The 12138-nt window shown below is 36.9% G+C and carries 13 protein-coding genes and 2 pseudogenes; 9 read left to right on the top strand and 6 right to left on the bottom strand.

The window, feature by feature from the left end; genetic code table 11:
• From CAP51_RS14235 to CAP51_RS14195, 9 genes and pseudogenes are all read left to right on the top strand, one after another.
• A complete protein-coding gene (locus tag CAP51_RS14235; RefSeq protein ID WP_087621430.1) occupies window positions 1–273 on the top strand; it encodes a hypothetical protein in 273 nt (90 codons plus the stop codon).
• 57 nt (window positions 274–330) lie between these two features.
• Complete coding sequence (locus CAP51_RS14230; protein ID WP_087621429.1) at window positions 331–1311, top strand: deaminase domain-containing protein; 981 nt, start codon at window positions 331–333, stop codon at window positions 1309–1311.
• Entirely contained in the window at window positions 1311–1808 is a 498-nt protein-coding gene (locus tag CAP51_RS14225) for a hypothetical protein (protein WP_087621428.1), read from the top strand. Before CAP51_RS14230 ends, CAP51_RS14225 begins: the two co-directional genes overlap by 1 nt.
• 84 nt (window positions 1809–1892) lie before the next feature.
• A pseudogene (locus CAP51_RS17750) lies at window positions 1893–2315 on the top strand (VENN motif pre-toxin domain-containing protein); the annotation flags it as partial.
• Between the two features lie 834 nt (window positions 2316–3149).
• The gene (locus tag CAP51_RS14210) at window positions 3150–3500 is read left to right on the top strand and encodes a hypothetical protein (RefSeq protein WP_087621427.1); all 351 of its coding nucleotides are present in this window, start codon (window positions 3150–3152) and stop codon (window positions 3498–3500) included.
• A 136-nt stretch (window positions 3501–3636) separates the two neighbouring features.
• Window positions 3637–4048 (top strand): annotated as a pseudogene (locus tag CAP51_RS17745) (VENN motif pre-toxin domain-containing protein); the annotation flags it as partial.
• Window positions 4042–4791 (top strand): TNT domain-containing protein, encoded by a 750-nt coding sequence (locus tag CAP51_RS17740; RefSeq protein WP_425426824.1) that lies wholly within the window; start codon window positions 4042–4044, stop codon window positions 4789–4791. The pseudogene CAP51_RS17745 and the gene CAP51_RS17740, both read left to right, overlap by 7 nt.
• The gene (locus tag CAP51_RS14200) at window positions 4791–5024 is read left to right on the top strand and encodes a hypothetical protein (RefSeq protein ID WP_087621425.1); all 234 of its coding nucleotides are present in this window, start codon (window positions 4791–4793) and stop codon (window positions 5022–5024) included. Before CAP51_RS17740 ends, CAP51_RS14200 begins: the two co-directional genes overlap by 1 nt.
• 106 nt (window positions 5025–5130) lie before the next feature.
• On the top strand, window positions 5131–5490 hold the full coding sequence (locus CAP51_RS14195; RefSeq protein ID WP_087621424.1) for a hypothetical protein: 360 nt from the start codon (window positions 5131–5133) through the stop codon (window positions 5488–5490).
• Between the two features lie 200 nt (window positions 5491–5690).
• On the opposite strand, the gene CAP51_RS14190 is transcribed toward CAP51_RS14195, so the two are convergent.
• The 6 genes from CAP51_RS14190 to CAP51_RS14165 form a co-directional block, all read right to left on the bottom strand.
• The gene (locus tag CAP51_RS14190; protein WP_087621423.1) at window positions 5691–6422 is read right to left on the bottom strand and encodes a Fic family protein; all 732 of its coding nucleotides are present in this window, start codon (window positions 6420–6422) and stop codon (window positions 5691–5693) included.
• Between the two features lie 78 nt (window positions 6423–6500).
• On the bottom strand, window positions 6501–7616 hold the full coding sequence (locus CAP51_RS14185; protein ID WP_087621422.1) for a Fic family protein: 1116 nt from the start codon (window positions 7614–7616) through the stop codon (window positions 6501–6503).
• A gap of 739 nt (window positions 7617–8355) precedes the next feature.
• Entirely contained in the window at window positions 8356–9186 is an 831-nt protein-coding gene (locus CAP51_RS14180) for a carbon-nitrogen hydrolase family protein (protein ID WP_087621421.1), read from the bottom strand.
• Between the two features lie 30 nt (window positions 9187–9216).
• Window positions 9217–9741: an anti-anti-sigma factor GigB gene (gigB, locus tag CAP51_RS14175; RefSeq protein WP_087621420.1), complete on the bottom strand. Its 525-nt coding sequence runs from the start codon at window positions 9739–9741 to the stop codon at window positions 9217–9219.
• A 179-nt stretch (window positions 9742–9920) separates the two neighbouring features.
• Window positions 9921–10892: a PP2C family protein-serine/threonine phosphatase gene (locus CAP51_RS14170; protein ID WP_087621419.1), complete on the bottom strand. Its 972-nt coding sequence runs from the start codon at window positions 10890–10892 to the stop codon at window positions 9921–9923.
• 35 nt (window positions 10893–10927) lie between these two features.
• A complete protein-coding gene (locus CAP51_RS14165) occupies window positions 10928–11827 on the bottom strand; it encodes an MlaA family lipoprotein (RefSeq protein WP_087621418.1) in 900 nt (299 codons plus the stop codon).
• Window positions 11828–12138: the final 311 nt, after the last annotated feature.

Genomic DNA, 12138 nt, shown 5'->3' with positions numbered 1-12138 from the left:
ATGAAATTTATATTAAATGAAATATTTTCTTCAAAAATCAATCAATATTTAGTTTTAGTTGATGAGGAAAAAAAATATTATGTTGGTTTTTTAGAACCAACTTTTAATAGAATGTCGGAATATTGGGTTTATTTTAAAGTGCCAAATGATTTAGCTATTTATACCTCAAATATTTTAAATGAAAATGAAGTCTCTAATTTTGTTCAGGAGTGTATTAATGGAAAACATAAAGATCTTAAATTACCATTTGATATTGAAATTGTAATTAACTAGCAACGCATTTACCTGAAATAGCTATAACAGATTATAGGTTCGAAACTAGATGCAAATGTGGGAACAGCAACAGGCTTGGCTAAAGGGGTAGCAAGTAATGTAGCCGGAGCAGTCACGGGTACAGTAGAATTTTTAAAAGACCCGATAGATAACACAGTAGAGGCAGTAAAATCTGCGGTAGATGTGGTATCTCATCCTGTAGTAACGGCAGAAAAAGCAATTAATGCAGTAAATGCAAGTGCAGAGAGTTATGAAACGACACTAGATTTGTATCGAATGCAGCAAGACGAAGGCGCAGCAGAAGAATACAAAGCTAGTATAGCTGGTCAACTACTTGGTGGTGGAGCAGCAGGTATAGCGATTAAAAAAGGTGTAGATGCTACGATTGATGCGGTACAAGCAAGTAATGCTGCAAAAATAGCAGAAGTTGCAAAACAGGAGAGGATTGTTGAGAATAATTTCTATAGTGAAGGAGACAGCTATTTTGCTCAAACCCAGATTGATCTAAAAAATAAAGCTGCTGAAGTACGCAGTACAAATACTGATATGTTTGAAGACGGTAAACCTGTAGGTAATATAGCTACAGCAACAATTCGGGTGGAAGGACAAAATGTACAAGAAGTAAAATCATTTTCTCGCTATGGAGATAATGAAGCAAATCAGGTAGATAACTTTGTAAGTTTATCTAGTAATAATGAACCTATTCTTAAAGCCTTAGATAATCCTAATAGTCCAGTCAATCGTATGACTGATACAGAGTATAAAATTTTAGAGAATTTTGCTCAAACATATAAAGATACACCTAACATTCAGGGTTCGATTGATTTATTTACAGAAAGAGCACCTTGTAAAAGTTGTACTAATGTAATTGAGCAACAATTTAGTATTAAGTATCCAAATGTACAGGTACGCGTTTATCATGATAATGGAAGTTATTCGATTTATCAGGGTGGTAAAATAATTTCTACTCCGATGGGAACTCCACGTAATCCAGGTGGTTTCCCAACAGCTCCTACTTTTAATTCTGGAGATAAATAATGTTTAATCCTATCAAATTAGAGGATTTACTTTCTAATACTGTTTATTCAGATTGTACTATAGATATTAGTGTGATAGATGAAGAATCAGGTGGTATATATACAGGATATTTAGAAAGCATCGAAATGTATGTTAATAGTAATTTATTCAAACAAAGGTATTCTGAAAATACTCATCAATATCTAAGTCGATTTTGGTTTTATAATCCAGCTCATCATGTCCATGATTGGTTAACCTCCTCTACATGTACGATGCCAATATCTTGGTTAGTATGGTCAAAATCAATGTTGAAGTGGGATTATCTTCCATCAGATTTTCAGCCATGGGCATTAGCTGTTTTAGAATGGTTTGATTTAGAAAGATATCACCAAGCCTACCATTTACCGCAGGAAGAATATGAAGCTATCAAGCATGATTTACCTTTGGTAATAGAAGGATTAAAGAATTATCCTGTAGAAAAGTTAGCACCGCCAGTTGGTGAAAATGAAAATATGTAATGCTATTTCGTCCACGTGCCCACAAGCCTTGGATGATCATTTGAAATTTGGTATTAAGCTATGGGAATTTTCAGGGATTTTGCTGTATCGGCAGGCTTATCCGCCCCAACAGCAAGTGGCTTGGGTATTGCAGCAGCGACATTAAGCCCATCGGTGAGCTATGAAATCGGACAATACTTTAAAGGGAATGATGCCGAAGGCAGTGCAGCGCATATATTGGCACATACGGTATTGGGTGCAGCAGTCGCAGCAGCAGGTGGCAATGATGCCTTAACGGCAGGATTGGTTGCAGGTGGAAGTGAAGCAGCAGCACCAAAACTTGCACAGTATCTGTATGGAAAAGATGCACAAGACTTGACGGCAGATGAGAAGAGTACGATTAGTGCAATTGTAGGTTTGGCAGGAAGTGCAGTTGGTGCCAGTACAGGAGATGTAGCCAGTACGGTACAAGCAGGGCAAGTCAGTCAGAATGCGGTGGAGAATAATCGTTTACAACCCAATGATGCAGCTAATTATGCAATATTAGTGGCAAAATATAAGCGGGATTGTGAAGGAGGAAAAACTGCTAAGCATTGTGCACAAACAAATAATGAGATTCAAGCTATTATAAATAGAGGGAAAACTATTGAGAAAGAAGAAGTTATTGATGGTGGTGATGGATTTTGGGGTGAGGATCGTACAATAGAACATAAGCCTGGAGATGTTGTTGGTTGTCTTACAGCAAGCGGACCAAGTATCTGTCAAATTACCAATAAAGTAGTTAATGGTGAATATGTTTTAGTCGCAGCAACTTCAACTCAACAAATGGAATATATTCAAAAAAGTATAGCCAATGACAAGAAGTTAATAGAATTAGCAAGTAGTGCATTTAATAATGGATGTTCATCAGTTGGAATAAGCTCTACAATTTGTTCGGCGGCGATGGAGTATTATGGTGTTGATCCGATTACGAAAAGGCAACTGACTACAACGGAGCGTACGCTTTATGCAGCTAATGCAGGATTAAATGTTGCAGGGGCTGCTGTTGCTGTAAAAATTGGTGTAGGGGGAAAAGAATCAAGTTCAAAACTGGAATTAAATCATTCTATTGATTCTTCAAAAATTAGTACTGGACGAACAGAACCTAGAAATTTGAATGAGAAGTTAGCAATGGAGCAAGTCAAAAATAATCCGCAAGGAAAAACTCCACCAAGGATGCCAAAGATGAGTGATTCAAAGAATAACTTATATGCAGAAGATGGATGGGTTAAAAGAGCTCAGAATGTTAATGGTGTTGAAATTCACTATGTTGAAAATACTAAAACTGGTCAAACAATAGATTTTAAATTTAAGGATTAATATATGTTTATTAATGCATTATCTGATTTTATGCAATATCTAAAATCAGGAGTAGATTTCGATGAATGGTATTTATCAGATTTTATTGATAAAAATATAAATGTATTATCAAAAGAGGATGCTTTTGATGAGACCTCTCATATAATACAGATTATAGACCATGATTTAAAATCTAATGAGTTATATGAACTATTACAAATTTTACTAGCACTACAACGACATTCTGATACTACACAGAGACCAAAAGAATTGGAGACTAGATTAAATTTATTTACCCGAATTTTAAATACTAATTCAGAGGAATATATAGTTGATACAGTGAAAGAATTAAAAACTATTTATAATTTAGAATAATATTGTCTGCAATGTTGTCCCATCCACGTGTCTGCAAGCCATGCCCGATCATTTTTAACCCTAATTTTTAGGGTTGAAAATGGTTTTTTAAATTTGACATTGGTATTTGATGATGGGGATTTTTAGGGATTTTACTGTATCGGTAGGCTTATCCGCCCCAACAGCAAGTGGCTTGGGTATTGCAGCAGCGACATTAAGCCCATCGGTGAGCTATGAAATCGGACAATACTTTAAAGGCAATGATGCCGAAGGTAGTGCAGCGCATATATTGGCACATACGGTATTGGGTGCAGCAGTCGCAGCAGCAGGCGGCAATGATGCCTTGACGGCAGGATTGGTTGCAGGTGGAAGTGAAGCAGCAGCACCAAAACTTGCACAGTATCTGTATGGAAAAGATGCACAAGACCTGACGGCAGATGAGAAAAGTACGATTAGTGCCATTGTAGGTTTGGCAGGAAGTGCAGTTGGTGCCAGTACAGGAGATGTAGCCAGTACGGTACAGGCAGGGCAAGTTGCGCAGAATGCGGTGGAGAATAATGAAATGAGCTTGCCATTTCCATTAGATCCAAAGTTAGGACAAGGCTATGAGAGTATAGCTAGATATGCTCAAGAAAATGGTTTAAGTGATGAAGATACGCAAAAGTTAATTGAGGACTTCAATCGTCGTTCAGGATTATCAGATCAAGGTAATGAGTATGTTCAAGGATTAGCATTTGGATCAATAGAGATGGCCGCTAGTGCCATTGTTCCAGAAATAGCTATTAAAAAGTTGGAACCTATAGCTGTTATTGCAAAAGAATCTGGTATTTGGAATAAAGTTACAGATACTGTTAAGGGGTGGTTTGGGAGGGGAGATGATAAACTAGCGGAAACAATTAAAAATAATATAGAAGTTAGTCAAGCTGTTAGGGAAGCATCAAACTTTCAGAAATTTAGTACCAAAGAAGGTAAGTTACAAGAAGAATTAGGGATTTGGCCGCCAAATAGCGGAGGATATGCAACTAAACCAGCAGAAACTTTGCAACCAGGTACAATTGTTGATCGTTATGGGTATCCAGGAGGGAGCTATGTTTCACCAGTAGGCACCCCTTTTGAGCAGAGAGCGTTGCCTTCTAGTAGTTTGAATAAACCCTATTCTCAATATGAAGTAATTCAACCAATAAACCCTGTTTCTGAATCCAAAATACTTCCATGGTTTGGACAACCAGGTCAGGGAACTCAATATAAACTACCAAAAAGTGTGTCAGAATTATTGGATTCTAAAAATCCATATTTAAAGGAGAAGCCTTAATGAGTAGAAACGAGTTAATTAACTTTTTAAAGTTGTTAGGAGTTCATGAAAGTTCATATTCATTTGATATTATTAAAAACTCTGAGTGTGTTAGTGTGTTAGAAGATAATAGTGAATGGAGAGTTTATTACACTGAAAGAGATAAACCTGATCTTCTGTTTAGTTCTTTCAGTGAAGAAATTGCTTATGATTTTGTTGCTAATTTATTTAAAAAATGGTTAGACAAGAATTAATGGTGCATGTATTTTTATTTGATTTCACCATTATCGCAAATTATAAAAGGGATCGATATGTTCCATCAGCATTTCCTGTAAATCCTGCTTCTACAGGAGGCAAGTAATGATAGGATATATTAATGAGGAAGGATGTTCTATAAAGTTAATGCCTCTACTTTGGTGTTTAGGGTTTGGAGTATTAGGTGGACAGGATTTAGAATATTATTTACGAGGTATTATAGGTAAGAATCCAATGGAGCCTGTAGGGGGGGATCCAGGTTGGAATCTCATTCCAGAAGAACAGAATGGAGAAACTATTTATTATGCATGGGTGGATGAAATGATGGGACTAGAACCTAATGAAGGATGTTATGATGAGATAACTGTCAAGTATCATATTCGAAAAGGCTTGGAAAATGTGCTAAAAGAACAGCCTCATCGTAAAGATGAAATAAATCGTATTTTTAAGAAGTATGATTTGTGATCTTTTTCACCTGAACATTGTCTCAACTATGTGTCCGCAAGTCGTTGTTGATTATTTTTGACCCTAATTTTTAGGGTTTTTAATGGATCATTGAGTTTAAATTTGGTATTTGATTAATTGGGATATTAACGATATACAGGAAATCACCCGAGATCAAACCACAGGGATGCTAGATGGTAGTATCACGCTGGATCATTTCATCAAATACCCAAAACTACTCGATAAGGTTGAAATCCCTCAAAAACTGCATCATGAACAAAATGGATAAATGGCTCAGTAATACCTTGAGCCATCCATTGATCCAGAACCTCATAATAGGCAAGACGATTTTCTACTGTGATGACACAAGGTGGATAGCCAGCTTTCATTAACTCCAGATTCATCAGTAATCTCGATGTACGTCCATTTCCATCGATAAACGGATGGATTCCTACAAAATCTGCATGAACTTTTGCAGCTCGTTCTATTGGGTGTACTCTGGCGGCTTCGTTATTGTACCAATCGATAAACTGAGCTATTTTATCGGTTATAAGTGTATGGTCAGGTGGATTTGCAGATGCTCCAGAAATAATGACATTTTGTTGCCTATAACGGCCAGCATGATCATCATCGATGTTTTTTAAAATCAATTGATGGATATTACGAATTTGCCATTCAGAGAAAGGCTCTTGTTTTTTAATAATGTCTTCAACGTAATAAATTGCATTGCGGTGGTTAATCGCTTCAAAATGTTCCCTAAGTGATTTACCACCAACTGTAATGCCTTCAAGTACAACCTTGGTTTCCATCAAAGTGAGCGTATTGCCTTCAATGGCATTAGAATGATATGTCCAGCGTAAAATCAGGTCTTCTTGTAAGTTTTTAACAATATTCGGAGCAAGTGGACGATGTTGATCCAACTGCTGTTTTAACTGATCAATATCTTCAAACATGTTCATACTCAGATTGAAAAAACAAGTATTTATCATAACTCAAACTTAAAACAATCACTATTTTGATTGATGATATTATTAATGAAATCCAATCTGATACCGCGTATTTCTTCCGCCACCTTCCATCTTCACAATACAGCCTTTTTCCAGTAAATCAGTCAAATGACGAGTTGCAGTCGCTTTACTGACTTTTGCCACTTTTTGGTATTGTGATGCACTGATACCATGTTCAAAACCATTTTCCCCGCCATCTAGCAGCCGATTTAAGACTTTGCGCTGTCCTTCATGTAAATCCACTTCAGAAAACTTCTGCCAAAATGCACTTTTGACCAGTGTCCTTTCTATACGATTCAAAGTCTGTTCAAGGCTTTCATCTAATGCCTGTAAAAACCAGCTTAACCATGCAGTAATATCAGCATCACCTTTTTGGCTATGTTCCAATATATCGTAGTAACTTTTACGCTTATTTAAAATGACAGGTGACATGGCATATAGTCGGATACTTTGTTGATCCATTTGTGCCAATGCCAAGTCGGTTAAAGTCCGAGTAATACGCCCATTACCATCATCAAAAGGATGTAACGTGACAAACCATAGATGCACAATACCGGCTCGAATCAAAGGATCAAGCAGGGCATTGGTTCTACTGATATTAAACCACTGAATAAATTCATTTAATTTCTGGTCTAGCCCTTCCCGTGGTGGTGCTTCAAAATGCACAGTTGGTCGATCAATCCGTCCAGATACAACCTGCATTGGCTCATGACCACGTAATTGCCCAATACGAATACGTTGCATCGTCCAGTCAGGTTCATTGAATAGCCATTGATGCCATTGCAATAAACGTTCTATGGATAAATCCTGCTCAAAGTTGTTTAAGGCATCCAGCATGATATTGGCTAGCCCCTCTGAGCGATCAGAGCTCGGATAAGGTTGATCCAACGACACGCCTAATCGCTTTGCCAAAGATGAACGTAGCGAATAAACATTTAATGATTCGTTTTCAATCGCAGAAGATGAAACCAAATTGGCAATGAGATTATCTAAAGTCAAATGATCTTTTTCCGGATCATGTTGGCTTTGACCGAGCAGTATCCCGATCTTTTGATGGATATGACGGGTTAATGGTAAGATGATTTCATCCTGCCATGTAAAAGCTGTCCAGTCAGGTTGTTGCCATATCCAGTTGTACATAATGTTTTCCCTCAATGAAAAATCATGAGCTGTTTAGAGTATATATTCGGCTCATTTAATGAGTCAAATATATATTTAATTCGTATCTACTTTTAAAAATTTAGAGATGAAGTTTTAGAGATATAGAACTTTGTTTCATGTGATTGTTTCTGAAATAGAGGGGGCAGGTGAGTAATAATGAATTAGCAAAAATTTCTAATAGATGAAAAAGTGTAGGTTATAGTATAGGTTTTTATAAAAAGCTTGGAAAAATGTTTAAAAATCAATATAAAAATACTTTCGCATCATAGGGGTGGGAGGATAAGTCTGGCTTGTTATTATTCGTACTCATTCTATTTAAATCCTTTGTTTTAAGCATATTTAAGCATTTATTCATAGATAGACTATCCATTAAAGTGGAATGAAATTTAAACTTTATGTTTTTCTATCACACTAAAAAACATAAAGTTTTGAGTTTAAATGATGATGTGTTTCTTGATCAAGAATCAAAAACAAACAGGCTGAAAGAATAGCAAATAATTGAATTGATCTGTGAAGGTTTAAAATAGATTGCTTAATACATCGGCAGATGATAATAAAAGACACACTGCCTGATTGAATAAAGTAAGAGCAGGGAGTTCAGGCGAAAAGTAGATACACAAGGTGGGATATACATGTAGTAAGGACTTGTTTCTTCATTGCCTGTTCGATAATTTCATGAAAACCTGATGGCTGGTTAATCTCAATTCACCGTCTACATTTATAAATTAATTAGTCTGCGATGCTGTATCAATGGCATAGCTTCCCGGATTTTATTTTGCTCTTCAAGATCAAAAGGGACCACAATTAATTGACTACCTTCTTCACTGACTTCAGCCAGAACTTTCCCTTGAGATTGAGTAGCAAGTGTATGTCCCCAAGTCTGACGTTTACCATTGCTATGCCAACCTTGTTGAGCTGAACCCAGAACCTGACATTGACTATCCATTGCCCTAGCCTGTAAAAGTAATTTCCAGTGCATTTGTCCGGTTGTATACGTAAATGCCGCAGGTGCCGTGAGAATATTGGCACCTTTAGCTCGCAACATTAATGATAACTCTGGAAAGCGTAGGTCATAACAGATCATTAGACCGATATTGCCAAAAGGGGTTTTGGCAATCACGAGTGCATCACCCGGTTCGAACACAGCAGATTCCTGATAACCTCCGATACCATCGGCTACCTGAACATCGAATAAATGGATTTTGTCGTAACGCGCAACAGTTTTACCTTCGGGGCTGACACACAGACTGACGGTACGTACCCGACCATCAGGTACAATCTCACCATTTGGGCGATAAGGGCAGGGTAATGTCCCTGCAACAATCCAGATTTGATACTGAAATGTTAGTTGTTCTATGCGTTGTTTTAATTCATCAAAGCGCTGCGCTGTAATTGCCTGTTTACCCGCAGCAAAACAGGCAAAATTCTCAGGCAGCACAAAAAGTTCTGCCTGTTGTATCTTTGCTTGTTTAAGTAGTTGTTCAACCTCAATAAAATTCTGATCAATATCATTTTGAGAATTAAGCTGAGTGACAGCAAGTTTGGTCATACGGCGATCCTCTATGAATATTAAAAGACATTATACTTTTTGGCTTTGTTCATCATTAGAATGAATGTTTGCTTGCTCTTTTTGCAACTGTTTGACCAAAGGCTCAAACATATTTTGATTATTTTCATTCAATTGCATAAGGGTACGATGGGCTTCTAGTACAGTTTTTAACATAGCGGCATGAGATATATTGTCTTCAACCAGTGCTTTTGTACACACATTTGGATTGCCACAATAGTTGAGAATTACAAATACCTGATTCAGGCCCATACTATTAGCAAGTGTAGTAATATCAGGGTTTGTCGACAACATCACAGCCTGTATGCCATGATTCTGCTTAAGTTTGATACCTAACTTTGCCAAAATACCCAAAACGGTACTGTCGATAAACGTAGTTTCGGTAAGATCAACAATTGCGCCAACAATCTGGGAATTTTGATCTATTTTGTTAAGTAAATTATCTAAACTAATGCAAGCTTGTGCCCGTACTTCACCAATAATCTTGAAGATGTGCGTGCCATTTAAGCTAGCATATTCGATACGACCTATTGACATGGAAATGCCATTTTTAGAATACATTTGGTCATTATCACATAGCTCTCGGGCGTCCGCAAGGCGGACAAAGTAACAAAATTATTAAACTAAAGTCCGATGTTATCGAATTTTTATTACAATCTTTAGCTTTAAATTTGATAAAGATCAGTGTAATAAAGTAGTTAAGAGTTTCTAAAAAATCAATTCTGAACGCGTGTTAAACTTAATATTGCAATATCATCATTGACCTGTTCAGGTGGGGTAAACTGGTATTGTGCTAACTGATCAATCAGTTGTTGAAATTGATCATTTAGGCCACCCTTAAATGGTTCCAGCGCACCATCAGAACATAGAATCAAACGACTTTGAGGTGGCATATATAAGGTGACCTCATCAATCGTTAACTCATCAGTTAAACCAAGTGGAAAACTACTTGCATTTAAAATCCTTGGTTCTGAACCAGGGATTAAATGGATTGCAGGTGGAAAATGTCCAGCATTACAACAGGTAATGGTATCAGTGGTTAGATTTAGCAAGCCTGCAACCATGGTGATATGCTTTTCAATATTTTCCTTCAGTAGCATATCATTGAGTTTTTGAATTAACTGCTGTGGTGAATTTGCACGTTTATGAAAAGCCGCCATCCAGGAAGTTAATAAACTGCTGGTTACACCATGACCAGAAACATCGGCAAGATAAAATAAAATATGCTCATTATCTACACGCCAATAATCATACCAGTCACCTGATAAATAGGCAGAAGGCTGAAATAAAGTATCAAAAGAATAATGATTGACTTGAATAGGATTCGGTAATAAACGTCTTTGTAAATCTGCTGCCGTGGGTAAATCTCGGCTATCCTGATTGCGTTTGTATTGTGCTTCAATTAATTGTAAAGCATCAAAAGGTTGTGCAGGTAAATCCTCCCAGATCCAGCCCGCAAGCGCACCTTTTTGCCAAGCCTGACTTAACTCTAGTCCTTCTTCTGCGCGTGCAATGACCACTGTTGGACAATTCCAGTCCTGATTTAAAAAATCATTAACATCAGCAATATAGATACGGTTTGGATCACATTGCTGAACTTGAGATAATTTAATCCACTCTAATTCTGCAAATAATGCCAATGCACGATCTAATTGTCGCAAAACTCTGGATGGATAAACAAAATACATAAATTCAAAGTTAATCTAAATCAAAAAGACTTAGATTACTCTCCTGTTGGTTGAGTATCATCTGGAAGATCATCTAGTTCTTCATCGGTAGATTCAAAAGGATCATCCGAAAACATTGTGGTCTCAAGATCTTCCCCACGTTTAGTTGCAATAACATAAGCACGCTGTTGTAAATACGCATCGCGAATAGCAGAATATTTATCACCATGAAGCATACTTTCAACGGATAAAAGTTGTGCTCTGGTATTGACTGCATCTATGGCATTATTGGTCCAGTAAGACCGGTCATCTTCAAAAATATATTGTTGTACATTGGCATATCGATCTGCAATCGTCGCTGCTCCATCCCGAAATGTACTAGGTCCAAGAAAAGGTAACATAATATAAGGACCGGACGAAACCCCCCAAACCCCGAGTGTAATCCCCAAGTCATCTTTCTCATTATCCAACTTTAATCGTTTTGCAGTATCAGCGATACCCAGACTAGTTAATGTATTAATGGTAAAACGACCAAGAGATTTTGCAGCTGTCTTTGGTTTGCCTTGTAAAATCTGATTGATAGCATTCCATGGTTCACGAAGATTATTGCGAAAATTGGTGTACCCACCACGAGCATCTTCAGGCACTTTTGCTTGATATTGAACAGCAACAGGTCTTAACACATACTGATCAAGCGTATCATTAAACGTAAAAATTTTGCGATTAAGCGGTTGTAATGGATCCTTGATCGATGCAGGTTGACTCGCCAATGCATTAATTTTTAATTGGTTAAGCTGGATTTTTTTTAAAGCTGCCAAACTATAAATGTCATCTTGTTCATTCAACACACTACTATTATCTTCATTTACGGTGGAAACGGTATCTTCTGCGTAAGCCAGATAAGAAATACTGCTGATCGAAGCAATCAATAATAGCTTTATAGATGGATAGATCATTATAAAATTCTCTGAGATTTGATGAAATCAATGGATTGATAATATCAAGCTTTATAAATAGTACAAATATAAAAGATTAAAGAAACAAGAAAGCCACCAATAAAACTATAATTTCGAACACAAAATAATCAATCGAATTAATCTCTGATAAAAAGCACTTGCAACCGTTCTGGAATGCTGTAGAATGCACATCCATCGGCGGTGATGCAGATTAAAACTTGTTGAAAAACAGGGTGTTAGTTGGAACTTAAGGGTTTTTATTAATATTTGGTTTGAAGGAATAAGTTTAGAAACAATCGAAATTACTAGTT

The organism is Acinetobacter populi (assembly GCF_002174125.1).
Lineage (GTDB): Bacteria > Pseudomonadota > Gammaproteobacteria > Pseudomonadales > Moraxellaceae > Acinetobacter > Acinetobacter populi.
Note: the sequence above shows the minus strand (reverse complement) of the source record. Positions and strands in the feature narration are given on the sequence as shown.

What these genes read in the sequence shown, in the direction of transcription:
- CAP51_RS14235 (WP_087621430.1), top strand. Translation starts at nt 1, where the DNA reads ATGAAATTTATATTAAATGAAATATTTTCTTCAAAAATCAATCAATAT.
- CAP51_RS14225 (WP_087621428.1), top strand. Translation starts at nt 1,311, where the DNA reads ATGTTTAATCCTATCAAATTAGAGGATTTACTTTCTAATACTGTTTAT.
- CAP51_RS14210 (WP_087621427.1), top strand. Translation starts at nt 3,150, where the DNA reads ATGTTTATTAATGCATTATCTGATTTTATGCAATATCTAAAATCAGGA.
- CAP51_RS17740 (WP_425426824.1), top strand. Translation starts at nt 4,042, where the DNA reads ATGAGCTTGCCATTTCCATTAGATCCAAAGTTAGGACAAGGCTATGAG.
- CAP51_RS14200 (WP_087621425.1), top strand. Translation starts at nt 4,791, where the DNA reads ATGAGTAGAAACGAGTTAATTAACTTTTTAAAGTTGTTAGGAGTTCAT.
- CAP51_RS14195 (WP_087621424.1), top strand. Translation starts at nt 5,131, where the DNA reads ATGATAGGATATATTAATGAGGAAGGATGTTCTATAAAGTTAATGCCT.
- CAP51_RS14190 (WP_087621423.1), bottom strand. Translation starts at nt 6,422, where the DNA reads ATGTTTGAAGATATTGATCAGTTAAAACAGCAGTTGGATCAACATCGT.
- CAP51_RS14185 (WP_087621422.1), bottom strand. Translation starts at nt 7,616, where the DNA reads ATGTACAACTGGATATGGCAACAACCTGACTGGACAGCTTTTACATGG.
- CAP51_RS14180 (WP_087621421.1), bottom strand. Translation starts at nt 9,186, where the DNA reads ATGACCAAACTTGCTGTCACTCAGCTTAATTCTCAAAATGATATTGAT.
- gigB (WP_087621420.1), bottom strand. Translation starts at nt 9,741, where the DNA reads ATGTCAATAGGTCGTATCGAATATGCTAGCTTAAATGGCACGCACATC.
- CAP51_RS14170 (WP_087621419.1), bottom strand. Translation starts at nt 10,892, where the DNA reads ATGTATTTTGTTTATCCATCCAGAGTTTTGCGACAATTAGATCGTGCA.
- CAP51_RS14165 (WP_087621418.1), bottom strand. Translation starts at nt 11,827, where the DNA reads ATGATCTATCCATCTATAAAGCTATTATTGATTGCTTCGATCAGCAGT.